Raw genomic sequence first — 25,638 nt, forward strand, 5'->3', positions numbered from 1 at the left:
TCCGCTGAAGTGGTGGAATAGGTAGACACTAGGGACTTAAAATCCCTTGGCAGTAATGCCGTACGGGTTCAATTCCCGTCTTCAGCACAAAAGCCTTAAACTTAATCGGTTTAAGGCTTTTTTTCTAATCTTCTTTTTTTTTATTCCGATACTGAATATATAAGATTTTAATTCGGGAGGAATTAAATGAAAAAAGCAATCCTTATGTTAATTTTGTCCTTATCCTTTATGCACTTTTTAGCTGCACAGGGAGAAATTATAAGCGAGGAAACTTATGCTTCGTACTACGGGGAAGCCTTTAACGGAAGGCCGACCGCAAACGGAGAAATATTCGATATGAATGCTTACACTGCGGCTCATAAAACTCTTCCGTTCGGAACTCTTGTTGAAGTTACCAACCTAGAGAACGGAAGAAAGGTCATCGTAAGAATAAATGATAGAGGCCCCTTTGTCGGTAACCGCGAAATAGATGTTTCGAAGGCTGCCGCCGCTGCCTTGGATATGCTATCCTATGGAGTTGTAAGGGTAAGCCTAAGAAGGATAGATCCTAACAATATGGGTTCTTTTACAAGTACCGAAACGTCAGAAAGGCCTGTCAATCAGGAAAAGACTCCCGTAAAAACGGAAGAAACAAGCAGCAGAGCAAAGGACTTGGTAAAAACAAAAGAGCAGGATTTCCAAGCTTTAACCGACAGCACAAAAAATAAAAGCCTTGTTTATACGCCTGCCAAGGCTTCGGAAACAGAGGGTGTTTTATGGAGAATTCAGCTGGGTTCATTTAAGCGTGAAGAAAATGCCCTAAGGCTTGTCATAAAATTAAGAAAGATAGGTTTTGAACCCGCCTATGAAAAAACGGAAACCACTACAAGAGTTGTTTTATACGGTATTAGACCTCATGAACTTGAAAAAGTAAAAAGGGTTCTTGAGTTAAACTCTTTTAATGATTATGTCTTACGCCAAGAAAGTTGGTAAAACATAGAACCTCCTAAAATAATTTTTCCCAAGCTTCCATAGGGGGAGCTTGGGTTTTTTATTTAAAATTATCTGAAAAATCTATTTTACTATATGAAATATAAAGCCTAAATTGATACGGGTAGAATATAAGGCAGCACCAACCGCACCGGTAGATGAGCTGCTTTTCAATATTCCTGATTTTAAATAATAAGTAAAAAGCTTTCCATGGTAGGCCGTAATAGAGGTGTAATCAATGGAAGAAAAAAAAGAAAAATGCTTTGAAAGTCTTTTTTCAGCCGAAAGGTATAAATAAAAAGACAGATTTTTCTTTTTAAAAACATCTACAAATTTTAAGCCGCCATCCTCTCTTTTATAATGGAAATCCTCTGCAAACCCAATAGCACTCGGGCAAAGCTGAGTAGATAAATCAATCTTCCAATCCCTTGGAAGCTCAAATCTAAATAGAACTCCTACACTTGGCAAAATAAAGCTTTGTTTATAACTTATTCCGAGTCCTGCAACAGGAATAGTAGGAGTATCCGGTAAAACAGGACTTGGAGGATTTGTATCGGGAGGATACTTGATGTAACCGTCCATGGCATCCCACGCATTTAAAATATACCTTATTCCTATGGATGGAGCACAAGAGACTCTTATTTTTTTATCCGAAGGGGTTTTATACTCAACAAGAAGTTTCATAAAGCCGATATTTAGATTTAAATCCAAGCCCTTTTTAACATAGGCCTTATGCTCCGAAAAATGGGTCAGCATTGAAGAATCATAGGGATTAAGATAGTCATAATCAAAAATTTGTCCCGAATATGCGGGGATTATAAATGAAGAAATAAAAGAAAAGTACAATCCGTTTTTAAGCTTAAACTCGGTATCGGCAGTAAGGCCTCCGGCAGGCAAAAGAGGCCAATCAAGCTTGCTTCTAATATGTGAGTCAGTGCTAAAGACATACTCGAATCCCGAACCTGCTATAAGCGACGGAGAAACAGAAAAACTAAATGAAGTTTTTCCTTCTTCGGATGAGATAGAGTGAGCACTTATAAAAAGAAAAATAAGGATAATGATCCGCCTATCAAAACCGCTCATACTAAGATTAGTTTAGTTGGTCTTAAAGTTTATGTCAAGTATTGCTAAAGCTGTTGGCAAAGAAAAATATTTGTGATAAAATAAAATTGCATATGATAAATTTTGATTGGAGCTATATAAAATGAAAATTGGAATTTTTACCGATTGTTATTATCCTCAAATAAACGGAGTTGTAACCTCTACGATGAACTTACAAAAAGAGCTGGAAAAGCTTAACCATGAAGTTTATATAATCACAACCACATTTCCCAATTTTAAGGATGAGGATGAAAAACATATTATCCGTATTCCTTCAATCCCTTTCTTTAAATGGTCCGAATTCAGAATAGGATTATTTTTAAAACATACAAAGGCATACAATAAAGTAAAGGCTTTAAATTTCGATATAGTACATACTCAAACGGAATTTTCTATGGGCAACTTCGGTACTTTCATTGCAAAAGATCTAAATATTCCCTGCATACACACATATCATACTGTCTATGAAGAATATACCCACTATATTTCCAATTTCGGCAAAAGCCCTTTAAAAAAAGTAGTAAGAAAGCTCTCAAAACGTTATATTGCCCATTTTTCAGGAGTTATAGCACCCACAGAAAAAACAAGGGACCTTCTCATAAGTTATGGAGTAAAGAATAAAATTTATGTAGTACCTACAGGAATAAATCTTGAGAAATTTAAAAAAGATATTCCCGATGCCGAAACGAATAGCTTACTAAAATCTTTTAACATAAAAAAAGATTCATTTAAACTTATATTTTTAGGTAGAATATCAAAAGAAAAAAATATTGAAACTTTAATTAATATAATGCCGAAAATAGTAAGCGAAAATAACAATATCCAACTTATCATTGTAGGTGACGGGCCTGATAGGTTAGAGCTTGAAGAAAGGGTAAGATACTTAGATTTACAAGATAATGTAATATTTACAAATAGAATCCCAAACGACAAGGTTCCTATATATTACAAAGCTGCCGATTTATTTATAAGCCCATCAAAAACTGAAACACAGGGCCTGACTATTCTAGAAGCAATGGCCGCAGGAGTTCCCGTTTTGGTATATGACGACACAAATATCAAAGGACTCGTCTTGCACAAAAAGACAGGCTTATTATTTAAGGAAAACGATGAACTTTTGGACAACATTAAATTCGCATTAAACAACAAAGAAGAAATTCAAAGTTATGCAAAAGAAGCATTTAAGATAGCCGAGGACTTTTCGTCTGCCAATTTTGCAAAAAAAGTAGAAAAAATTTATAAAGAATTAATAAATCAATAGATTAGTCTGGTAAAATTTTAAAAAGCATTATATAATATTAGGCAAGGAGGGATGCCTATGTCAAAAGTTCTTTCCATAATATTGGGAGGCGGAAAAGGAACACGTCTTTATCCGCTTACCATGCATAGATCTAAACCGGCTGTTCCTTTCGGAGGCAAGCATCGAATTATCGATATACCTCTTTCCAATTGTATAAATTCCGGCTTTAGGAATATTTATATTGTAACACAATTTAACTCGGCATCTTTGCATATTCACATTGCAAAAGCCTACACTTTTGATACGTTTTCAAACGGATTTGTAGAAATTCTTGCAGCTGAGCAAACTTTCGACAATACGGGCTGGTATGAAGGCACGGCCGACTCCATAAGAAAAAACCTTCATCATTTTAGACATCAAAATCCATCTCACTATCTAATCCTTGCAGGCGATCAACTCTACCGCATGGATTTAAAAAAGTTTTTAAATTTTCATAAAGAATCGGAATCCGATATTACCGTAGCCTGTACTCCGGTCACACGGGAGGATGCATCAGGTTTCGGTATTATGAAGGTTAATTCGGATTCTTTAATTACCGAATTTATGGAAAAACCGGGAGCCGACAAAAACATAGATGATTGGAAAATTCCCGAAAACTCCCTTATCAAACCAAATGATCCCAATAAACAATATCTGGCTTCCATGGGTATTTATATTTTCAGTGCGAAAATTATGGAAGAATGTTTGGACAGTGATCATACCGATTTCGGAAAAGAAGTAATTCCTGCCGCCATAAACGGAAAATATAAGGTTTCTGCCTTCCCTCATAACGGATATTGGTCCGACATAGGAACCATCAAGTCTTTCTATGATGCAACTCTTGATCTGACGGAAATAACACCTAAATTCGACTTTTATGATGCTGAAAGGCCAATATACACCCATAACAGAAATCTACCTCCATCAAAGGTAAACTATGCACACTTGAGCAGATCTATCTGCAGCGAAGGCTGTGTCATAACGAATTCCACAATAAATCACTCCGTAATAGGGGTCAGGTCAATCATAGAAACAGGCAGCTTTGTAGAAGATTCTATCTGCATGGGGGCGGACTATTACGAAACACATGAGGAAAAGGAAACCCGATTAAAAGAAGGAAGCCCCGGCTTAGGTATAGGAAATCATTGCCGCATACGTTCTGCAATAATAGACAAAAATGTGCGTATAGGAAATAACGTATCCATAGGTATGGACCAAACACCTCCCGACGGCGACTACGGTTTCTATCATGTTGTCGATGGAATATACGTTATAGTAAAAAATTCCGTAATACCTGATAATACTTCAATATAAAAAGTATCGGCGCATCAGTTGGATTCGACCTCACATTTAACCGGTGCGCTGTAAGCACCTTCGTAATTCGGATTTTCTTTAATGCTGATTATTATATCATTCTCTGAAGCCGAAAAATCTACAAGGGCAGTCTTACCCTTTGAAAACTCGCCGCTTATTATTTTAAGGGACAGGACATCTTCTATCTTATTTTGAAGAAGTCTTCTCATAGGACGTGCACCGTAGGCAGGGTCATATCCTTTATCTGCAAAGAAATCTTCGGCTTCTTTTGAAAGCTCAATATATAAATCCAGTTTTGCAATTCTATCTTCAAATTTTTTAAGCTCAAGTTTTAATATCCGTTTGATGTCATCCTTATCCAATGGCTTAAAAACAAGCAGCTCATCAATTCTATTTATAAATTCCGGCGATAAGAATTTTTTTATTTCGTTAAGAGCACTTGCTCTTATTTCGGAATAGGCCATTACGCCGTCTCCAGAAGGATTAAAGCCTAACTGATTTTCTTTTATGATGGACTTGGAGCCTGCATTACTGGTCATAATAATAACCGTATTTTTAAAATTGACGATGCGTCCGCTGCTGTCTCTAAGCTCACCCTCTTCTAAAATTTGTAACAAAATATTAAAGACATCGGGATGAGCTTTTTCTACCTCATCCAAAAGCAAAACAGAATACGGATTTCGTCTTATTTTTTCGGTTAAAAATCCGCCGGAATCAAAGCCGACATATCCGGGAGGAGCTCCGATAAGTTTTGCAGCATTATGTTTTTCCATATAGTCGCTCATATCGACCCTGATTAAGGCTTCCTTTGTACCGAATAAAAATTCGGCGAGAGTTTTTGCAAGAAGGGTTTTCCCGACACCGGTAGGGCCTAAAAACAAAAATGAACCTATGGGTCTGTCTGGAGACGAAATACCTGCACGGGACCTTCTAATTGAATTGGACAAAATCGATATGGGTTCATCTTGCCCTATCACCGATTTTTTTAATTCATCTTCAATATGAAGCATCCTTTCGGCCTCATCTTGGCTCAATTTATTTACGGGGATATCCGTCATCATTGCAACAACTTCTGCTATATCGTTTTCGTCAACATAGGAAATAGGATGCTGATAAGAAGTCATCCACTTATTTTTAATTTGATATATATCGTTTTTTAGCTCAAGAACTTCGTCTCTGATTAAGGCTGCTTTTTCATAATTTTGCATCTCAACCATCTCGGCTTTTTCAAGCATCAAAACCTTTATCTTGTCTTCAATTTCAAAAAGTTCGCCGGGTTTTTTGTCAAGAATAGTTTTTTTCATTGCCCCTGCTTCATCCAATACATCAATAGCTTTATCCGGAAAAAATCTATCCGTAATATACCGTTTTGAATATTCAATTATCTTGGTTACAGTCTGAGGTTCGTAGATCACGTTGTGATGTTCTTCATATTTATGTTTTATACCGCATAGTATATCAAAGGTCTCTTCAGGATTCGGTTCTTTAACTTGAATCAACTGAAAGCGCCGCTCAAGGGCCAAATCGTTTTTAAAATACCTTCGGTATTCATCAACTGTTGTAGCCCCAATACATTGTATTTCGCCTCTGGCTAGGGCAGGCTTTAAAATATTGGCAGCGTCCATAGCTCCCTGAGAGCCGCCGGTACCTATGAGGGTATGAATTTCATCTATAAACAAAATTATATTTTTATTCTCTTTTATTTCATTTATAATTTGCTTCAGCCTTTCTTCAAACTGCCCCCTATACTTTGTTCCTGCAATTACGGAACCTAAATCCAAAGAAACAATACTTTTATTCAATAAATCGTGAGGCACGTTTTCGTTTATTATGGCGAAGGCCAAGCCTTCAACAATGGAGGTCTTTCCTATTCCGGGCTCTCCTACAAGGATGGGATTATTTTTTGTTCTGCGGGAAAGGATTTGGATGAGCCTTCTGATTTCTTTTTCGCGGCCTATAATTGGGTCAAGACTGCCGGAACTTACAATATCCGTCAGGTTGCGTCCAAATTCGGAAAGAGCCGATGATTTTGACTTAGACACGTCGGCTGCTTTAGCGGTTCGGGCAGAATCCATCTGATCGGTTATTTTTAATATTATCATCCTTATGTCTTCAGTGACGATATTATACCGCATAAAAAAATCGGATATTATGGAATTTTCTTCTCTGACAAGGGCTACAAGAAGATGCTCGGTACCGACAACACTTTGCCTCATAGTCCTTGCTTCTATTGTTGCAATATCGACCAAAGTCTTTATTCTTCGAGAAGGAGGAATTTCACCTATGATTCTATCCCCTGTACGGATAGGAGTGTTCTGTTCTATAAACAACTGTAAATTGAGAATATCAATATTTAATTTTTGAAGAATTATATAACCCCTGCCTACCTTATTGCGGATCAAAGCAGATAAAATATGCTCGGGTTGAAACAGATCCGCATTAACCCGCCTGGCTTCCTGCTGACCAAAAAGAGTAAGCAGCTTATGAGCATCTTGTGAAAGACCTTGACACATATAACACCTCACATTATAATTCGGACTTTTGAACAAAGTTCTTGAATGGTACGAGCCCTATATTCTTCTATAGAAAAATCGTTTAAATTTCTATCGGATAAGCCTGTATGACTGTTTAACAATAAAAAAGCAAGATGACCCATTTGGGACTTAAAAATCATCGAGTTGCATTCTTCATTGGTAATACCGGTAATTAAGCCCATATTTAAGCCGAACTTTATTTTAAAAACTATATCGGCAGCTTCCTTAAAATCCATAAGTTTTGCACTTTGAGCTACAGCGAGAACTCTTCTAAGCATATCTTCAACCTTCAATGTATTTTCATTTAGAAAAGTTTTTCTCTTCTCTCTTTCAATTTCAATTATGGAATTTACACAGGAAATAAAATCCGCAGTCTGAATCTCTTCATTATCGCCTGCAGATACGGCATTTGAAATCAAAAAAAGAGCCCCTATGGAACTTTTGGAATTCGGCGAGTAGTAACCGGCAACATTAAGATTGTTTTGTTTTGTTAATTCCAAGACTGAACCTAAACAGTTGGAATAAAGGATTCCCGGAAGAGAACATAAAACCGAGAATTTCAGCCCCGTACCGATTCCCATAAGATTGGAAGTTAAAAAACCCAAGTCCTTATCTTCGGCAAATTTAATTTTTTCTCTCATTTTAACTTCCATAAAGGAGGCCCTTGCATAGGCCTCTTCAGGATCCATTCCGGCTGCAAAAGAACTTATGTTTATATGATCTTCAAGGTTCAAACCTATATAAAGAGAGCCGTTTTCGTGCACCAAAACGGCCTTTTCTATTTTTTCAGGCATATCAGGGAGAATAATCCCTCTTTCTTCAAGCAGCTTAATTGAAAGCGGATCTATTGCTCTAAGTTGTAACTTTTTAAAATAAGCGGAATCTCCCAAAGTGCAAAAAAAAGAAAAAACAAGGGAAACAACGTCAACAGAGTCGGAAAGATTAATTTTATTTGGAAACAAAAAACCCGATATATTGCGGGCTATATCACAACGGCTGTATAGGACTACATCGGTATCGGGACCGCTTTCCATATACCAGCCGTCAAATTTTGATATCATGGTTTTTCTCCAAAGCTTTTATCTCATCCCTTAAAGCAGCAGCTCTTTCATAATCTTCGGTTTCGACAGCTTTTTTTAGTTCTTCATGTAATTCTTCAGAAGTATGAGTTTCAAAAAAGGTTTGGTGGGCATGGTCATCCGTGATAGAGCCGGAATACTTTAGATTTTTCTTCTTCTTTCCCAATATTTCCATAATTTCGGTTTTAAAAAACGAAAAACAGTCTGAACACCCTATCATTTTTTTAGATTCGATTTCTCTAAAACTTAATCCGCATATAGGGCATTGATCCGATTTTCTGCCGCCATCATTATCATTAGATCCAAGTATTTTTGTTATGGAAATATCGATAGTTTTAGAAAACATACCAAATCCGAGCCTTTGCGAACAAGCCGGACACAGATAAATATTTTTAGTTACACCGTCTGCAACTTGTTCCACAGAAATTTTAGCCTCGTTCAACTTACACATATCACAAATCATAATTTCCTCATAATTTCTATCGGCTTTTCTTTTCCTGCCCGTACTGCAGGAATCAAACACACTACTACCGATAATATTAACATAGAAACGGCTATTGTGTAAAGGTCAAAAAGATTTAATTTTACGGGAATATGCTCCAAATAATAGGCAGGGTCTAAAAGATGAATTTCAAGAGGTTTTCCTGTCCCGCCGGTCCCATAAAGTAAGGTATAAAAAAAGTTTTGAAAATGGTTTAAAATTTTCTCCGCATAAGCAAAGATTTCGTTTATATGTATGGCGGCTAAAATTCCTAGAGGCATTCCCAAAATAATTCCGCCTAAGCTTGTTAAAAGACCGGCAAGCAAAAAAGCAAGGCTTATAGACGAGGGGTGGGCGCCGGCTGCTTTTAGTATGGCAATTTCCCGCCTTCTTTCCATTACAAGCATAACAATAGCCGACGAAATATTGGCAGAAGCAACCAAGACTATCAAAAACATGATAAAAAGTAAAATATTCTTTGTGGTCTTAAAAGAAGTAAAGGCAGAGCGGTTTAAGTCGGCCCAAGAATAGATGGAAAAAGTTTCGGGTAATATCGAGCTCAATTTTAATTGAAGAGCCTGCATCTTATCTTCATCAAAGGGATCATTGGTCGAAACCACTATTGAGGTTAATGAAGAACTCATCGGCATAATCTTCAAGCCCTCCTCCAAAGGAATAAAAACCCACAAAGCATCCAGCTCTTGATAGCCTGAAGATATAAGGCCTGAAATTTTAAATGAACTTACGCGGGGAATTGTTTTACCTTTTTCGTTTTTAGATATGGTTATGATTCTGCATGTATCCCCTACTTTTAAGCCGAGCTTTTCGGCTATGGCTGTTCCCAAAATTGCAGACTTATTATTTTCAAATTCAAGAGAACCTGATATGACTTTTATAAGATTAAGAGCCCTGATATTTTGAGTAAAGCATTCGGGCTCTACTGCACGGATGCTTCCGCCGCTTCTTCCGTTTTTACCTATAACCAAACCGTTTCCCTGCCTCTCAATCCAAGCGTTTTCAACAAAGTTTCCATTATCAAACTCAAGAATTAAAGAGCGGATATTTTTTTCGGTTTCGGCATTTTTATAGCTTGATTCGGGCCTCATATTTATAACTTGCAGATGTCCCGTTCCAAGCTCGATTGTACGGGAAGTTATTCCTTGAATCATACCGTCAGATACAACCAAAACAACAATAAGGGGAATTATACTTATGCCTATACCTAAAACGGCACCGAATAAACTTTTACGGGCATTGGAAACCGTCTTTCCCGAACCTATACCTAAAAATCTAAATGCCATTTTTATAAAGACTAAATTTTTCATACTTCTTCCAGATTGCCCTTATAAAGTTTATAAGAAATATCCGTCATTGATGCGATATTTTGATCATGGGTAACAAGAACCAAGGTTTTTTTATGTTTATCTACTACAGAAAATAAAAGGTTTTGAACAGTCTCGGCATTGGCAGGGTCTAAGTTTCCCGTAGGCTCATCAGCAAGAATGAGTGAGGGGCTGTTTATCAAGGAGCGGGCAACAGCAACCCTCTGTCTTTCGCCTCCCGACAGCTGAGACGGAAAATGATTTTTGCGTTCGGCTAATTTTACATCCTCCAAAAGAGAGAGAGCCTTTTCCTTTATTTCTTTTTTTGATCTTCCTGCAATAAGGGCAGGAAGCATTACGTTTTCAAGAGCTGTAAAATCTTTTAACAAATAATGAAATTGAAAAACCAAACCCAAAAAGGAGCTTCGATATTCCGTGAGAGATTTTTCATCAAGCGAATGAACCTTATAAGAACCTGCAATAATCTCGCCGCTGTCAGCCGATTCAAGACCGCCCAGCATATTTAAAAAGGTACTTTTACCCGAACCGGATTCTCCGGTAATCGAAATCTTTTTCCCTTCTTCAATGGAAAAATTCAGTTTATCGAATATTACAAGTTTTTCACTTGCCGAGGAAAATGTTTTGGTTAAACCGGAAATTAAAACTATATCCTTACTCATAGCGTAATACCTCCGCCGGCTTTAATTTTAGTATCCGTCTCGCAGCTATCATGGCCGCAGCGGATGAGGAAAAAATGCCGAACAAAAAAATCAATAAAATTTCATTAAAAAATATTCTAACCGGAACGGTTTCCATATAAAAATAGACAGGACTAAAAACGGAAAAATCAGCATCGGATGAATTTTGAAACAATATGGATACAAAACTTAAAACCGAATTTACTATATTTTCTATTAAATTAAAAATAGAATTTATTTGAACCGAGAGCAAAAGCCCCAATAAAAGACCGGCACTTGCACCTATCAAACCTATCGTAAAACCGTTTGCAATAAAAAGAGCCTGTATATGTTTGGAGTAAGCCCCAAGAGAAGCGAGAACGGAAATTTCTTCCCGCCTCTCATAAATTGAACGCCTCATTCCGTTATAAATATTAACCGACACAACCAAAAAAATTAAAATCACCAAAAGCATCATCATATTTTTTTCTATTCTGAGAGCTCCGAAAAAAGCATGATTATAAGTACGCCATGATTCCGCTTTTAAATTAATGGATGAAGCATTTAAGGAAGATATATAGGCAGCATCATTGTTTTGGTTTTGTAGCTTGACGGAAGCATATAGCCTTGATTCTTTTCCGAATAAGTTTTCTCCGTTTTCCAAAGACATAAAAGCAAAGGAAGAATCAACCTCATAATATCCCGTTTTAAAAATACCCGTAACAATTAAGTCTTGATTTTCAGGAAAAAGACTTGTTTCGGATGAGCCTGAAACGGCTATAATATCTACATTATCGCCAACCTTTACACCGAGCTGGCGGGCCAACTCGTAACCCAAAATTACAGAATCTTTTTCCAAGATATTAAAAGAACCGGAAGTTATTTTTAAGGCAGAGGCAAGCCCTTTGTCTTTTTGCATTATATCTTCTTCCACCGAACGTATTAAAACGCCGTGCTGCTTGCTGTAATTTCCCTGCATCAATGTTTGAGATTCCTGAAAAATAAAAAAAGCCTTATGGAGGTTTAAATTTTCGGCTTCTTTTAGATCTTCTTTTTCGCCGTACAACCTTATATGACCCGAACTAACTTGCAGGATTGTATCTATGTATCCCATTTGAAGACCGTTCATTATCGAGAGAATCACGGTCAAGACCATTACACCGAAGGCAATTCCCAATATGGAAAAAAGAGTCGAGATTGAAGAACGCCCCTTTGTATCTGCGGAATTAAATCTATTTAAAACAAAAAAAATCCATCTATAATTATTCTTTTTCATTTTACATTTCTTCCTCTATCACACCGACTTCTTTTCCGTATTCGAATAAATGAACTATCTTTTTATCCGTCATATATTCCGTGTAAGAAATTTTATTTCCGTTTACAAAGTCGGTTTTGGATTTTGTTTTATTTTCAGGTCCGTATTCATACTTTGAAATATATTCGGTTCCTTCTTTTTTTAAAAACGATTCTATCAATAAATTATTTTCATTATAAGTATAAATATTTTTTTCGAGTTCGTTTTTGCCTTCCGCATCGTAAACGATTTTTTCGGTTTCCATTCTTTTTTGATTATATTTTATTTTGATAAGTTTATCCGATAAAACGACTTCGCAAGATTCAGGATAACCGTCTTTGTAGGTATATGTTTTTTTTTCTATAAGTTTATCTTTTTCATATAAGACGGAAATAAGAGGCCTGCCCTTATCATCCGGTTGTTCAAAAAACCACCTGTCTCCAAAACAGGCCGTAAGCCCGGAGCTTTGAATGGAATAAAATCCCTTATCGGATTCTTCCGGATCTTTTTCGTTTTCGGATAAATTTTTATTTTCGTTTGCAGGCAAATTTTGATCTTCGGTTTCTTTAACAGGAGGGGATTGAACATCAGAATTTTCCGATCCGTCTGCAAAAATAAAAAGAGAGTATAAAATAAAAACAAAACATAATATTTTTTTTAAACTCATTTATATTTTTCCGATAAATTCCTTTACATAGTTTTCAGCCGAAAAAGGAGATATGTTTTCATATTTTTCTCCGGTTCCGACAAAAAGCATGGGAAGGTTAAGCTCTTTTCCTGCCGTAACGGCAACGCCGCCCTTCGCCGTAGAATCATACTTTGTTAAAAAGACCGCATCGACTCCTATAGCTTCATGGAAAACTTCGGCCTGCCTTAGACCGTTTTGACCTGTAGTTGCATCCAATACCAATATCTTTTTATAGCAGCCTTCAGAAGCCTTTGTTTTTGCAATCCTGTCGATTTTTTGAAGCTCCCTTACCAAATTTTCTTTATTGTGAAGCCGTCCTGCCGTATCTGCAAGAACAAGGCCGCCGCCTGATGAAGCCATTGCATCGCCGGCATCAAAGATGACCGCCCCCGGGTCTCCCCCATGCTGATGAGCGACAACCCTCACATCATTTTTTTCACCGTGAAATTTCAACTGTTCAATTGCAGCGGCTCTAAAGGTGTCTCCGGCGGCCAAAATGATGGGCGTGCCGTATTTTTGTTTATAATAATGAGCCATCTTTCCTATTGAAGTTGTTTTGCCGACTCCGTTTACCCCTAAGACAAGATAAATAGAAACCTTGTCTTTCTCCGGAATTAAAGAAGTTACCTTTACATAGGGTAATAAAATATTATAAAGACCGTTTAAAACATCATCTTCAGAAACAAGCTTGTCCTTTTTACATAACTCTCTTAAAGAAGCTTCTATTTCAAGGGCCGTCTTCGCACCTATATCTCCTTCTATCAGAGTATCGGTTAAATCTTCAAAAAAAGATTCTTCCGGTCCCTTATATAAACCGAATAGTTTTTTTAATCCGGCAGCAAAACTTTTATTCTTCATTTTTATTCTCCTCATCTTTAATAATAGGTTTATCCCCGATAGGTTTATCAACCTTGACATCTTGATAAACAGGGTCCGAGTAATTAGGTTTTATTTTCCGAGGTAAGGCTCTATCTGCCTTTACCAGATAGATTATCAACTGTACAAAATAATTAATACCCAAAGCAATCGTAATCCCCTGGAAAACATTTTGAGTTATTCCCAGTCTGTTTATACGGTCAATCTCGGATTGTGTATAAGGAAGTTTACCGCTTTTAAAAGCGTATACTTGATCATCTACTTTAGAATTTAAAATCATCGTTATAGGCAGGCTTATGTACAAAGCTCCTAAAGACCAATATAAAATTTTTCGTTGAGTCTCTATCGAATCTTTTACATTTTTTTTGTTTAACTTTATAATCATATTCTGAACATTTTGAGGAGAAAAAGTGTTATTCTTCGGCTCAAGAACACCGAAAGTATGTACACCATTTTCCTCAAATTCAAAAATAGACTTCATCTTAGGTATAGTTATAATTCCGGGAATACGAATAGAGTATTGGGATTTAAAAAATAAATTGGGAGAAGCACTTTTAAGATTAAAACCGATTGCCATAGATTCTTCTTTTTTTAAATTGATTTTTAAGGTATAGGCATCCTTATTTTTTAATTCCAGTTTTTTTGTTTCTTCAACATAATCTTGAGCAGAAGCTCCTATTTGATAAAATCCTTCACGCAGCGTTATGGGTTTTGAAAAATCCCGTATCAACTCACCGTCAATATAAACCTTTGCATTTTTAGGAGTAACATCAAAAAATACCTTTACCTCTTTTGTATTTTGAATAATCGTGTATATTTGACGCACCATCATTTCTACGACTTTTTCAACATCATCATATCTTCCGGCCCCTGAAAATTCGTGAATCTTCATTCCGGGAATACCCATATCCAAATAAGCGGTTATAACCATATAGCCCGAAATATCTTTTACCGAGCCGTAAATAAGAGCCGATATATTTTCTTTTTTTAAGTTTTCGCCTAGGTCGGCATTTTCAGACATCGTATATAAAGATTCTCCGTACTTCCATAAGTTTATATTTTTAGGATGACTTGAGCTAAAAAAACGGGTTTCTTCAATTTTGATATCTATATCGGCCTCATAAATACTTTTTTCTTTTTTAAAAATTTCTTCCGTAAGTTTTTTCTCTTTTTCGTCTTTTATTTTTTTGTCTTCAACCGATAAAAAAAGCTCATCCCTTTCTTTTATAAGTTTTGCCCTTTCCTTTATAAGCCTCAGCTTTTTATTTGAAGCTTCCATCACAGCCCTCATTTTTTTTTCTTCAAAGGGGACTATTCTTTTTGCTCCGGTATCCATGTAGATTAAAAACATTTCAGGCACTATCGTTTTATAACTTTGATAAGAGGAAGGAAGCCCCTCCGTTTTAAATTCCGAAACGGCAATAGTCCAATAGGAATTTTCATCTTCATTCTTTTGTGAAAATAAAAAACAAGCTATAAAAAAAAATACGGATAAAAAAATAAGTTTTTTCAATTTGAAGGAGAACCTCATAAGCAGATTGTAACTCCTTTTTCCGTAAATGGGCATAATAAAAAATCCGAGGCGCCGCAGATAAGAGCTTTTTCTGCAAGACCTTCATCCCCGATAGAAGAAATAACAACAAATTGAGTATGAGGGCTTTTTTTTCTAAAAGAAGCCGTATCCGTAAAAAGGTTTGAATCAAAAAAAACGAGGCGGACATCTTCATTTGTTAATGTATGCAAAAGCAAAGATTGAGGCAAAATCTTAATTGTTTCGTTTACATGAGAAAGACATATTGCTCTTATATCGGCTGCCAAAAATTCGGATTTGCATACAATACATATCATAGAGCATCGTCCTCATCAATACTCATATCTTCAATCTTCGTATTTAAAAAGCTGTTGATAAATTCGTCTATTTCTCCATCCATTACAGCCTGAATGTTTCCCGTTTCATACTTTGTCCTGTGATCTTTTACCATTGTATAAGGCTGAAAAACATAGGACCTTATCTGATTGCCCCAAGAAATACCTTTTTTTTCGGCTGCAAACTTCATGTTCTCTTTTTCTTTTTGTTCTTCATAATAATTATAAAGCCTTGATTTTAGAACATTCATAGCCGTAGCCCTATTACTGATTTGGCTCCTTTGAGTTTGGCAGGCTACAACTATTCCGGTTGGAATATGGGTAATACGTACGGCCGAGTCGGTTTTGTTTACGTGCTGGCCTCCGGCCCCTCCGGCTCGGTATGTGTCGATACGCAAGTCTTCGGGCCTTATATCGACTTCTATCGTATCGTCAAGAACAGGAAAAGCAAAAACAGATGTAAAAGATGTATGCCTCCTGCCGTTGGAATCAAAGGGGCTGATACGCACAAGCCTATGAATCCCCGTTTCGCTTTTTAAAAGACCGAAGGCAAACTCGCCTGAAATCTGAAATGTTGCAGATTTAATTCCGCCCTCGGCTTCAACAACGTCTATGGTTTCCGTTTTAAAGCCTCTGGACTCGCACCAGCGCAAATACATACGCACCAGCATACCGGCCCAATCGCAGGCCTCAGTTCCCCCTGCCCCTGCATGGACTGTAAGATAGGCATCGTTTTTATCCACCTCGCCTGAAAGCAAGCTCAAGATACTTAATTTTTTATATTTTTCGTAAACTGAGTTATAATTTGAGCCGATTTCTTCAGACAGTTCTTCATTGCCGGATTCTTCAGAAAGCTCCATCAAAACTTCCAAATCGGAAACTTCATCCATTAGCTCCTGCCAAGGATAAATTCTATTTTTAAGGGCCTTTATCTCGCCCATAATTTTTTCGGCTTTTTTACTGTCATTCCAAAAATCGGGAGCTAAGGTTATAGCTTCTTTTTCGGCTATTTTTGTTTTAACCGCCTCGGGGTCAAAGACGCCCCCAAATATTAGAGATATCGTTTTTTAAGGCTTCTAAATTTGATCTATAGTCTTCCATAAGGTTTAATTCTCCAACTTTTTTGCAGGCGGGCGTACAAGCACCCTCCTCCACTTTTTTTTATAAAGCGTAGTTACGGCGAACACATCCTGAATAGGATATTGATAAAGGCGGACTATATCATAATAGTCGGTAACTCGGTCTATATCCTGCTTTAATGTAACAAGGCCTTCATCGTTTATTGTTACCGATTCCCAACAGGCATGCTGAACCCGTTCAAAGCCGTTGGCCGTTAGAACTTCTGCGAGATGAGAAGCCGATTCCCTTCCACCCGGATCTATAACAACTGAAACAAACATGTATAACAGAATACGACAAAAGAAGAACTTTGTCAAACCCCTAAGGCCGGTAAAAATCTTTACTTATATATACTTATACAAAAAGGGAAAAATGCCGATAAGTGGGGTATGGAAAATAGAAAAAACTTTGTTGAGGAACTTTCGGTAATCCTTGAAACTAAAAGGAATGAGTTTAACTCTCAAATTCTTCCCAAGGTGAGGGAAAACTACAATATTCAAAGCAGTGCCCTTCACGCAGTCAGAAGCACTCTTTTAAAAAAACGGGTCATCCATGATGATCCTTATAAATATGACAGTAAAATGACTGAGGTTGAAATTCCCAGCAAGGAAAACTTTGCAGACTCGGAAAAAGCAAGCGTTATAGGCACCCGTTTGGCCCACTATGAAACAATGCTGGAATTTGTAAACAATTATTATCAGTTTAATACCGAGTTTTTAACTCCCAAAAGAATTGCCATCCTTCTTGACCTAAACAATACCTTTATTTGGTCGGATTTTACAAATACATCGAATCATACAAATACGCGGGCTATAGCCGATATAATAAACAACCTTTTCAAAGGCCCCGACCAATTATCAAGCAGTCTTTTACGGGATTCCGTAGCCCATCTTGCAAAAAGCGAGACCTATATCAATACCCAGCTTAAAAGCCTTTCCATCTTTCACCGTGAAGAATACAAGCTTTTAATACGCAGAGAGATTATACCTTCAGTAAAGATAACAAAAGAGGATTGTGCAAATCCTTCAAATATACTAAGGGAAATAAAAAAGATTTTCACCCTAAAGCTCAAAAAAAAGCCTTTTTACACGGATCTTATAGTCGAAATAATCAGAGAAGATTACGGGGATGATTCGGCCATATTACAGCAGGAGGTTTTATCCCGCCTTGAAGTTAAACCAAAGGAAAGCTCCTTTGCAAATAAGGAAGTTGACCACAGACCTATTTTAATATCGGGCTTACGGGTTCTTTCAAATTCCGCTCCTCACTTAAAAGCAGCACTGGATAAAATAAAATCAAATCAGGAGCTGGTTTATAAATCCGAAAATACAATATTTAGAAAAATTGCTGAAATTTTCAGGCAAATTTTAAAATTGGAACCTCCTGAAAAGCATATAACAATCATCATTATCGATAATATCAATCAAAATACAAAAAAACAAACAATTAACTATTCCGTTTTTGAAAAAGAAGTGCTTCAAAAAATAGCCTTATTCCAAAGTATTTTAATGCCGAATTCGGTTGTTAATCAAAAAATAAAAACAATGCCTAACGAGCTTCTTTTTAACAGCCTTACAAAATACATAAGCGACAGCAATGAGATGCTAAAACAGCTTGGAGGGCTTGACGAATTTTATAAAAACGTAAAACCTGAGCTTAGAAGCAAAATAAGAGGAATTAAGATAGAAATTACAACAATCACAAATTCGATTATAAAGGCAAACCAATACAGGGCCGAATATCAGGCTCTCAGCGAAGAAGTAAGCCAAATGAAAAAACTTGGAGTTATCTAAAGTATAATCCGATTGAATAATAATAAAAAAAACAATATAATGTCGCTTATATGAAGAATAAACTATTAGCATTATTTTTGCTTTTAATGTCCTTTTACCTCTTTTCGCAAGAAGACCAAAAAAAGGAACTGAATATTTCCATAAGTTCAGGGATACCGATGCTTCACCCTCATACGGCCTTCGATGCGGGAGAAGCCCAAATCTTAACAGCCCTTTGTGAAGGCCTTTTTGTATACGATCCTTATACATTGCAGCCCGTTCCGGCACTTGCCGAAAAGCACAGTGTTTCAGGCGGAAGAACATGGCGTTTTACAATCAGAAAAGATGCAAAGTTTGAAAACGGAAAACCCATAACGGCTCAAACCTTTGTCGATTCATGGCTGAATCTTTTAAACCCCGCAGGCAATCATCCCTATGCTTCGCTTTTAGACTGCATAGACGGAGCTGCCGATTACCGTAACGGAAAACTAAAAAATAAAAATCAGGTCGGAATAAGAGCCGAAAGCGAGCAAGTTCTTTTAGTAACCACAAATACAGAAATTGAGCACCTTCCCAACATTTTATGTCATCATGCCTTTTCAGCCGTTGAAGCCTCCCAGCTTGAAGCAGCCTTAAAATTTTCTAACATAGAAAGAATAGAAAAATTAAGGGACAGCTTTAAACCCATATCAAGCGGAGCCTATAAGATAAAAAAATTTTCCGAAAAAGAGCTGATTTTGGTAAAAAACGAAAACTATTGGGATAAGGATAATGTCCAGATTCCTCAAATAAACCTCTTCCTCGACTTAAGCAAGGAAGAAGCTATAGAAAAATTCAATATGGGGAAGATTCATTGGCTTTCAAGAAGCGATGTGATTTCTAAAATAGGAGATCAGCGTTGTGTAAATATAGACCCTCTTTTTGCAACGGATTATTTTTTCTTTAAGACTTCATCTTTGAATATTAAGGAGGCGGAGTTTAGAAAGGCCCTTCTTTTAGCTGTTCCCTATGAGGAATTACGCAAGGGCTATCCTATAAAGGCTGAAACTTTAATTTTTCCTCTTGCAGGCTACCCCAAAATTCAGGGTGTAAATGAATATAACCTGCAAAAAGCCCAAGAAATCATAAATAAACTTAATTTAAACGAAGAACAAAAAAAGGTGGTAATTAAAATACCCGAAAATACGTATTATCAAGAATTAGCCGAAATTTTATCGGCTGCATGGTCAAAAATCGGGGTAAAAACCGAAGTTAAGCTTATTTCTTTGAACGCTTATTATAACAGTCTAAAATCAAATGATTACGATTTAGGAACAATCACTTGGATAGGGGACTTTGCAGACCCTCTGGCCTTTTTGGAGATGTTCCGGCCTAATTCCAACCTCAATGACTCGGACTGGAAAAATCAGGAATTTGAAAGAATAATCCTCAAATCCCATTCCGAAAAAGACTTTAAAAAACGGTATGAGATGTTGAGCAAGGCAGAAGAGCTCTTGCTGGGAGAGAGCGTGATTATTCCGATATCCTATAGGTTAAGCGTAAATATTATAGATATTTATTCCATAGGCGGCTGGTATTCAAATGCAATAGATATACATCCCTTTAAGTTTATAAAATTTATCAAGCCTCAGCCGGTGCCGGGGCTTGTAAAATTAAATAAATAGCTCAAAAAGAAGCGATAAGACTGCGGCAAAAAACTTCATTTTTTTACAAAATATGTATTGACATTTTTTGTGATTTGTAATATTATCCATGTCATTGGGCGCTTAGCTCAGCTGGTACGAGCGTCTGGTTTACACCCAGAATGTCGGCGGTTCGATCCCGTCAGCGCCCAATCCTTCCTTTAATCATTCATTGCCACTTTATAAACATTTTTGCAAGGAGTTCGGGGTTTCGAAAGGCCTCATCTATATATTAAGCAATTACGGTTCGGCGGGCTTGAAGTGTTATACCCATTGAACGAAGTATATTAAAGACGGTTGAAAACGAGGGATTCCCCTTTTCCGACAAAGAAGTATAAAGAGCTTCGCGGCTTACCCCTATTTGTTTGGCAAGTTGTGTCATACCCTTTGAGCGGGCTATTGCACCGATTACATTAATGACATCGGCCGGTTCACCTTCTTCAAGAGCTGTCGATAAATAAATTAGTACATCTTCAGCTGTTTCGATATAATCAGCCATATCCCATTTTGTAACTTTCATTTTTACACCTCCATAGCTATTTTATAAGCATTTTGTATATCCTTTTCTTGAGTTGATTTATCGCCTGCACATAACAAGATAATAATTTGATTGTTTTTCTTTTTATAATAAATACGGAATCCTTGACCATAATGAATTCTCAACTCCGAAAGACCTTTACCAATAGGTTTGCAATCACAATTATATTCTTGTGAAAGACGGATTATGTGCATGTTTATAATAGAGCGTGTTTTACCGTCTTTTATTTTTCTAAACCATTTTTCGAATATTTCGGTCTTTTTTATCTCTATCATTTCTATATTGTAATATATATATTACAGATTGTCAACACCTCAATTTCAATTTCAATTCCTTTTCGATCCCCTCCCCCATTGCTGGACAAAAGGTTTATTTTTATGTAAAATAAAGGAGAAATGCGGCTTTAAGGAGCATAGAAATAGATGTACAAAAACGATTTTCCATTGCTTATGCAAAATCCTAACATTCATTATTTGGATTCGGCGGCAACAGCACAGAGGCCTATGCCGGTTATCGAAGGCATTAAAGAATATTTTTTACACTCAAACGGAAATGCGGGCCGAGGTTCTCATTCCCTTGCAATAGCTTCTTCTATTTTGGTTGAAGAAACACGAAAAAAAACGGCCGAGTTTATCGGAGCCGACAAAATTGAAAGCATTATCTTTACAAAAAATTCTACCGAGGCTCTCAATATAATTGCCTATTGTCACGGCTTATCGAATCTTAAAACCGGAGATGAAATTCTATTGGCGGTATCAAACCATCATGCAAACCTTGTGCCTTGGCAGTTTGTTGCAAAACAAACGGGAGCTGCCTTAAAATTTATCTATCTTAACAAAAACGGTACCTTGGACATAAATGACTTTAAGGCTAAACTTTCCTCCAAAACAAAGGTCGTAGCCCTCTCAAGCGTGGTAAATGCTACAGGAATTATAAACCCTGTAGAAGAGGTAATAAAACTAAGCCATGAGAGCGGAGCCGTTGTTGTGGTTGATGCAGCCCAGGCCATTGCTCACTACAAGCAGGATGTATCAGCCCTTGACTGCGACTTTTTAGTTTTTTCGGGACACAAGATTTTTTCGGACTTCGGTGTCGGGGTGCTTTACGGAAAAAAAGACCTATTGGACAAGATGCCTCCATTTTTATATGGCGGAGATATGATCAACTTTGTTACAGAAGAGTCAAGCGAGTTTAAGGAAGCCCCATATAAATATGAAGGTGGAACCCATGATACAGCGGCCATAGTTTCTCTTAAAAACGCAATAGAATATATCGAAAAGATCGGTTATGACAATATAGAAAAAACCGTAAAAGAATTGGACTCATATGCTCTTTCCGAATTAAAAAAACTTGACTTTGTAGAAACCTACGGTACCGATGCTGAAGAGAGGGCGGGTATAATAGCCTTTAATGTAAAAGACGTGCACTCGCATGACACCTCCTACATCTTAAACGAATACGGTGTTATGATTCGAAGCGGACATCATTGTACGCAGCCCCTGATGGCTCACCTAAACATAAACTCCTGCTGCCGTGCAAGTTTTTCTATTTTTAATACCAAGGAAGACATAGACGTTATGATCACAGCCTTAAAAAAAGTAAAAAGCGTTTTTTTAAAGGATTAAAAAAACTTAAAAATAATATCGATAAGGAACATAAATGGACATAGATACGATTTATCAGGAAATGATTTTAGAATACTCCCGAAAAAAAGAAAACTGCCGCGAACTTTCGGGCGAAGGAGTAAAGATAGAAAGAGGCCATAATCCTTCATGCGGTGATGACCTTACCCTGCTTATCCGAGAAAAAAACGGAGTCATAGAAGAGGCTTCCTTTTTAGGAAGGGGCTGCGCCATTTCTACAGCCTCTACAAATATGCTGATTGAACTTATAAAAGGAAAAAAAACCGAAGAAGGAAAACGCAAGGTAGAAATATTTTTTAAGATGATGAACGGAAAAGAAATTTCGGAAGAAGAAAAAGAAGAATTGGAAGATGCGCAAATCTTGGAATACTTTGCCGAAATGCCGGCACGTATAAAATGTGCGACATTAAGCTGGCATAGTGCCGATGTTCTTTTAAACGAAAAAAAATGAGGTTGATTGTAAGGGACAGTGTAAAAACAAAGTCCCTTTTTTTAAAAAACTAAAGTAAAACTTATTTTTCGATATCGCTTGATTTTACTTTTACCACATGGCCGGGTCCTGCATCAAAGATAATTAAAAAGTCTTTTACCTTGATATCGGCGTACTTAATTGTTATCTCGCCATTTTTATCAAGCTTGGTCTTAATTATAACCTTCTTTTTTGCATCTTTTTCCTTAGGATTTTCGATTCGAATTTCTACACCTTCAGCAGATGAACCGTCGGTAAAACCGCCCTCACAGGTAAAAGTTCCGTCACCGTTATCATAACAGTGCAATATCGGGGCATGAGCAAACAAAAGAGCTGCTCCCAATACTAAAAAACAAATAAAGATAGCTGTTCTTTTTTTCATTTTTATTCTCTCCTATAAAAAGTCTCAATACAATTATTTTTCAACAATACCTTTTAAAATTTTGCGGCAAGTATTTTCAACACGCTTAGCAATCATTTCATTTGAAAGATTAGCAGGAAGACAAGTCGGTTTTCCTTTAATTTTAGCAAAATCGGCATCATTCATACCATACCAAAAATGGAAATGTAAAGGACTTCCGCCAGGGTTAGTAAAAGAAATTGTCGTAAACATTCCTGCATCTTTTTTATCAGTTACCACAGCAAGCAATCCGGGCTTGGAAGCATTTTCGGCAGTTCTCTTATAAGCAGCTCGATGAATTTCTTTTCCGTCCTTATAGACTACAAATTCGTTCTTACCGTCTTCGGTAACAAATTCGATATGGGTATAAAGATCTGTCGTGCCGTATACTTTTTTCATTTCGGCAATAATTTCAGCTTTTGTAAAGTCTCCACCCTTAGGATTTTTACCGGCAAATTCTTTAATGATTTTATCGTAAGCTGCATTAACTTCAGCACTTGTGTTGTCATAAATTAAAGAGGTATTCATCCATTTTCCTTCTTTTGCATAAGGCTCGAAGGGAGATTTTGGGAACATGCCTGCAACAGCTCCTATGGTATCTTTAAAATTCTTTACAAGTTCTTCTTTTGTCATTGAAGCAGACACATAGGTAGGCCACCACATAGGATCTGCTTTTACCAATGCGTCAATACTGGATCCGCCTGTTCTTACATGCCAATGGAGTAGTCCTCCTTCGGAATCTCGATGCGGGGGAAAGCAGATAATATATTTTGCCATAGTAAGACCGCGTACATTTTTTACGGCTTCAAAAGTTTCCCAGTAATATCCGTCATAACCTATAACAGGCACCTTTCCCTTGTAAACATACTCGGAAGAAATTTCTTTTTCCTTTCCATCAGCATCTTTTACGGTAAACACAACAGTGTTTGTTCCGTCAAATTTTATCTTTGAAAATGATGTTTTATACATTCCTTCAACGGTCAATTTGAAACCTTCAACGGTATAATTTTCCATTTTGGCTGCTGCTTCTTTGTATGCAGGATTTAAAGAAGGATCATTTTTTGCGGAATCCAGCGAAACCCATTCGCCTTTCCATGCGGCAAGTTCTTTACCGGGTTCAATTTTCATGCCTCCGATTGTGTCAGGCATTGACTTACATGCAGTAAAAATAACTGCAAGAACCATTAAAACTAATACAAGTTTTGCACCGAAATTTTTATTAGACATAGTAACCTCCTTATGTCAAAATAAGGTATTATCAAATATTGATAAACTTAATAAAAATTGGGAACCTAAAATAGGTTCCCAACAAAATTTATTTTTTAGCCTTTGTTAATCTTTCTAAAAGAGTTCTTGCAGATTTCTCTACAGCTGCTGCAATTTCAGCGTCTGTAAGAGCTGTCCTGTAACAAGTAGGAGTTCCTTCAAACTCTTCAATTTCTTTTTCGTTATTACCGTACCACAAGTGGAAATGCAGCATCGGAGCTTTACCGTGTACAACTACAAATGAAATCAAAGAAAACATACCGGCATCTTTTCTTTCAGCCTTCATCGTCATATACGGCTTTGAAGGACTTGCACCAACACGAACATAGCTTGATCTAAAGATCTCTTTATTTCCTTTATAGAAAACAAGTTCATTTTTTCCATCTTTTACAATAAATTCCATGTGGGAATAATCTTTAACGGATTTATTTCCTTTTTGTAATTCGGCAATAATTTCAGCCTTTGTAAAATCTCCGCCTTTGGGATTTTTGCCTGCAAATTCTTTTATAACCTTTGCATAGGCAGCTTCAACTTCTTTACTTGTATTTTCAAAAATAGATAAAGAGTTGATCCATTTACCGTGCTTGGCATAGGATTCAAAGGGAGAAGCAGGATTCCATTTAGGCATATTTGGGATTGAAGATTCAAACATCTTAACAAGCTCTGCTTCAGGTGTAGATGAAGAATAGTATGTAGGCCATTTTCCTGCACCGGTTACAAGGTTGTCAATACCGTATTTTCCAAAACGGGCATGCCAGTGTTTTGGTCCGTCACCATGAGCATGAGGAGGCATTGATATAAAATACTTAAAGTTTGCATTATCAAGCTTATCTTCTACAGCCTCAAAAGTCTCCCACATAGAATCGGGATACTCACCGTCAGCTTTTTGTCCCAAGTACTTGTATTTGACTGAAATTTGTATTTCTTTACCGTCTTTATCCAAATATGTAAAAAGAACAGTGTTTGTACCGTCAAACTTTGCCTTTACCGCCGGTGTTTTGTACATGTCCAAGGCAGCAGCTTCAAGGCCTTCAGGTGTATAAAAGCGCATATCTGCAGCTGTTTTTTTATAAGCTGCCTTTAAAGACGGGTTGTTTTTTATAATATCTGCTGAAACCCACTCGCCCTTCCAGGCGGCTAACTCCATTCCGGCTGCAAGCTTATTATCTTTTGCAGCAGGCATTGATTTACAGGCAGTAAAAATAACTGCGAGTGTAACCAGTATAAGTGCAATCTTTGCACCCATTCTTTTATTAACCATAATTAAAC

At 37.0% G+C, this 25,638-nt stretch carries 25 protein-coding genes and 2 tRNA genes; 9 read left to right on the forward strand and 18 right to left on the reverse strand.

What is annotated here, in order from left to right:
- The first annotated feature begins 3 nt into the window (after positions 1-3).
- Positions 4-87: transfer RNA gene (locus tag HGJ18_RS06810), tRNA-Leu, on the forward strand.
- A 99-nt stretch (positions 88-186) separates the two neighbouring features.
- Positions 187-972, forward strand: coding sequence for a septal ring lytic transglycosylase RlpA family protein (locus HGJ18_RS06815; RefSeq protein WP_253695269.1), 786 nt, complete (start codon positions 187-189; stop codon positions 970-972).
- An 81-nt stretch (positions 973-1,053) separates the two neighbouring features.
- Here HGJ18_RS06815 and HGJ18_RS06820 read toward each other — a convergent pair whose 3' ends face one another.
- Positions 1,054-2,052: an omptin family outer membrane protease gene (locus HGJ18_RS06820; protein ID WP_253695270.1), complete on the reverse strand. Its 999-nt coding sequence runs from the start codon at positions 2,050-2,052 to the stop codon at positions 1,054-1,056.
- A 121-nt stretch (positions 2,053-2,173) separates the two neighbouring features.
- Here HGJ18_RS06820 and HGJ18_RS06825 point away from each other — a divergent pair, with 121 nt between their 5' ends.
- Positions 2,174-3,331, forward strand: coding sequence for a glycosyltransferase family 4 protein (locus tag HGJ18_RS06825; RefSeq protein WP_253695271.1), 1,158 nt, complete (start codon positions 2,174-2,176; stop codon positions 3,329-3,331).
- A 57-nt stretch (positions 3,332-3,388) separates the two neighbouring features.
- Entirely contained in the window at positions 3,389-4,663 is a 1,275-nt protein-coding gene (locus HGJ18_RS06830) for a glucose-1-phosphate adenylyltransferase (protein ID WP_253695272.1), read from the forward strand.
- Between the two features lie 14 nt (positions 4,664-4,677).
- On the opposite strand, the gene HGJ18_RS06835 is transcribed toward HGJ18_RS06830, so the two are convergent.
- The 12 genes from HGJ18_RS06835 to HGJ18_RS06890 all read right to left on the reverse strand — a co-directional run bounded on the left by HGJ18_RS06835 (position 4,678) and on the right by HGJ18_RS06890 (position 16,880).
- Positions 4,678-7,176: an ATP-dependent Clp protease ATP-binding subunit gene (locus HGJ18_RS06835; protein WP_253695273.1), complete on the reverse strand. Its 2,499-nt coding sequence runs from the start codon at positions 7,174-7,176 to the stop codon at positions 4,678-4,680.
- A gap of 8 nt (positions 7,177-7,184) precedes the next feature.
- Complete coding sequence (locus HGJ18_RS06840) at positions 7,185-8,258, reverse strand: ATP--guanido phosphotransferase (RefSeq protein WP_253695274.1); 1,074 nt, start codon at positions 8,256-8,258, stop codon at positions 7,185-7,187.
- Positions 8,242-8,739, reverse strand: coding sequence for a UvrB/UvrC motif-containing protein (locus HGJ18_RS06845; RefSeq protein WP_253695275.1), 498 nt, complete (start codon positions 8,737-8,739; stop codon positions 8,242-8,244). The genes HGJ18_RS06840 and HGJ18_RS06845 overlap by 17 nt, the downstream gene beginning before the upstream one ends.
- On the reverse strand, positions 8,736-10,082 hold the full coding sequence (locus tag HGJ18_RS06850) for an ABC transporter permease (RefSeq protein ID WP_253695276.1): 1,347 nt from the start codon (positions 10,080-10,082) through the stop codon (positions 8,736-8,738). The genes HGJ18_RS06845 and HGJ18_RS06850 overlap by 4 nt, the downstream gene beginning before the upstream one ends.
- Positions 10,079-10,759 carry an ABC transporter ATP-binding protein gene (locus HGJ18_RS06855; protein ID WP_253695277.1) on the reverse strand — a complete coding sequence of 227 codons (681 nt, stop codon included), beginning with the start codon at positions 10,757-10,759 and terminating at the stop codon, positions 10,079-10,081. Before HGJ18_RS06855 ends, HGJ18_RS06850 begins: the two co-directional genes overlap by 4 nt.
- Positions 10,752-12,032, reverse strand: a complete 1,281-nt coding sequence (locus tag HGJ18_RS06860; protein ID WP_253695278.1) for an ABC transporter permease — start codon at positions 12,030-12,032, stop codon at positions 10,752-10,754. Before HGJ18_RS06860 ends, HGJ18_RS06855 begins: the two co-directional genes overlap by 8 nt.
- Position 12,033: 1 nt before the next feature.
- Positions 12,034-12,717, reverse strand: coding sequence for a hypothetical protein (locus tag HGJ18_RS06865; protein WP_253695279.1), 684 nt, complete (start codon positions 12,715-12,717; stop codon positions 12,034-12,036).
- On the reverse strand, positions 12,718-13,596 hold the full coding sequence (gene ftsY / locus HGJ18_RS06870; RefSeq protein ID WP_253695280.1) for a signal recognition particle-docking protein FtsY: 879 nt from the start codon (positions 13,594-13,596) through the stop codon (positions 12,718-12,720).
- The gene (locus tag HGJ18_RS06875) at positions 13,586-15,145 is read right to left on the reverse strand and encodes a DUF8525 domain-containing protein (RefSeq protein ID WP_366792868.1); all 1,560 of its coding nucleotides are present in this window, start codon (positions 15,143-15,145) and stop codon (positions 13,586-13,588) included. Before HGJ18_RS06875 ends, ftsY begins: the two co-directional genes overlap by 11 nt.
- Positions 15,142-15,462 carry a response regulator transcription factor gene (locus tag HGJ18_RS06880; RefSeq protein ID WP_253695282.1) on the reverse strand — a complete coding sequence of 107 codons (321 nt, stop codon included), beginning with the start codon at positions 15,460-15,462 and terminating at the stop codon, positions 15,142-15,144. The genes HGJ18_RS06875 and HGJ18_RS06880 overlap by 4 nt, the downstream gene beginning before the upstream one ends.
- A protein-coding gene (gene prfB, locus HGJ18_RS06885; protein WP_253695283.1) for a peptide chain release factor 2 occupies positions 15,459-16,581 on the reverse strand; the annotation gives its coding sequence in 2 pieces (ribosomal slippage) (positions 15,459-16,514 and positions 16,516-16,581; 1,122 coding nt in all). The genes HGJ18_RS06880 and prfB overlap by 4 nt, the downstream gene beginning before the upstream one ends.
- A 5-nt stretch (positions 16,582-16,586) precedes the next feature.
- Positions 16,587-16,880: a hypothetical protein gene (locus HGJ18_RS06890; protein ID WP_002668328.1), complete on the reverse strand. Its 294-nt coding sequence runs from the start codon at positions 16,878-16,880 to the stop codon at positions 16,587-16,589.
- A gap of 108 nt (positions 16,881-16,988) precedes the next feature.
- Between HGJ18_RS06890 and HGJ18_RS06895 the strand changes: the two genes are divergently transcribed.
- From HGJ18_RS06895 to HGJ18_RS06905, 3 genes are all read left to right on the forward strand, one after another.
- The gene (locus HGJ18_RS06895) at positions 16,989-18,392 is read left to right on the forward strand and encodes a TP0584 family protein (RefSeq protein ID WP_253695284.1); all 1,404 of its coding nucleotides are present in this window, start codon (positions 16,989-16,991) and stop codon (positions 18,390-18,392) included.
- Between the two features lie 158 nt (positions 18,393-18,550).
- Positions 18,551-20,035: a peptide ABC transporter substrate-binding protein gene (locus tag HGJ18_RS06900; protein WP_366793595.1), complete on the forward strand. Its 1,485-nt coding sequence runs from the start codon at positions 18,551-18,553 to the stop codon at positions 20,033-20,035.
- A gap of 96 nt (positions 20,036-20,131) precedes the next feature.
- A tRNA-Val gene (locus HGJ18_RS06905) sits at positions 20,132-20,205 on the forward strand.
- Positions 20,206-20,285: 80 nt separating this feature from the next.
- Here the strand turns inward: HGJ18_RS06905 and HGJ18_RS06910 are convergent.
- Positions 20,286-20,573: an addiction module antidote protein gene (locus tag HGJ18_RS06910; protein ID WP_253695286.1), complete on the reverse strand. Its 288-nt coding sequence runs from the start codon at positions 20,571-20,573 to the stop codon at positions 20,286-20,288.
- Between the two features lie 2 nt (positions 20,574-20,575).
- Positions 20,576-20,866 carry a type II toxin-antitoxin system RelE/ParE family toxin gene (locus tag HGJ18_RS06915; RefSeq protein ID WP_253695287.1) on the reverse strand — a complete coding sequence of 97 codons (291 nt, stop codon included), beginning with the start codon at positions 20,864-20,866 and terminating at the stop codon, positions 20,576-20,578.
- 147 nt (positions 20,867-21,013) lie between these two features.
- Between HGJ18_RS06915 and HGJ18_RS06920 the strand changes: the two genes are divergently transcribed.
- Together HGJ18_RS06920 and sufU are read left to right on the forward strand one after the other, a co-directional pair.
- The gene (locus tag HGJ18_RS06920; RefSeq protein ID WP_253695288.1) at positions 21,014-22,216 is read left to right on the forward strand and encodes a SufS family cysteine desulfurase; all 1,203 of its coding nucleotides are present in this window, start codon (positions 21,014-21,016) and stop codon (positions 22,214-22,216) included.
- A gap of 34 nt (positions 22,217-22,250) precedes the next feature.
- The gene (sufU, locus tag HGJ18_RS06925; protein WP_253695289.1) at positions 22,251-22,685 is read left to right on the forward strand and encodes a Fe-S cluster assembly sulfur transfer protein SufU; all 435 of its coding nucleotides are present in this window, start codon (positions 22,251-22,253) and stop codon (positions 22,683-22,685) included.
- Positions 22,686-22,746: 61 nt separating this feature from the next.
- Here the strand turns inward: sufU and HGJ18_RS06930 are convergent, their stop codons facing one another.
- The 3 genes from HGJ18_RS06930 to HGJ18_RS06940 all read right to left on the reverse strand — a co-directional run bounded on the left by HGJ18_RS06930 (position 22,747) and on the right by HGJ18_RS06940 (position 25,630).
- The gene (locus HGJ18_RS06930; RefSeq protein ID WP_002674683.1) at positions 22,747-23,085 is read right to left on the reverse strand and encodes a hypothetical protein; all 339 of its coding nucleotides are present in this window, start codon (positions 23,083-23,085) and stop codon (positions 22,747-22,749) included.
- A gap of 33 nt (positions 23,086-23,118) precedes the next feature.
- Positions 23,119-24,330: a ZinT/AdcA family metal-binding protein gene (locus HGJ18_RS06935; protein WP_253695290.1), complete on the reverse strand. Its 1,212-nt coding sequence runs from the start codon at positions 24,328-24,330 to the stop codon at positions 23,119-23,121.
- Positions 24,331-24,418: 88 nt separating this feature from the next.
- Positions 24,419-25,630 (reverse strand): ZinT/AdcA family metal-binding protein, encoded by a 1,212-nt coding sequence (locus tag HGJ18_RS06940; RefSeq protein ID WP_253695291.1) that lies wholly within the window; start codon positions 25,628-25,630, stop codon positions 24,419-24,421.
- Between the last annotated feature and the right edge of the window lie 8 nt (positions 25,631-25,638).

This window comes from Treponema denticola, assembly GCF_024181405.1.
Lineage (GTDB): Bacteria > Spirochaetota > Spirochaetia > Treponematales > Treponemataceae > Treponema_B > Treponema_B denticola_D.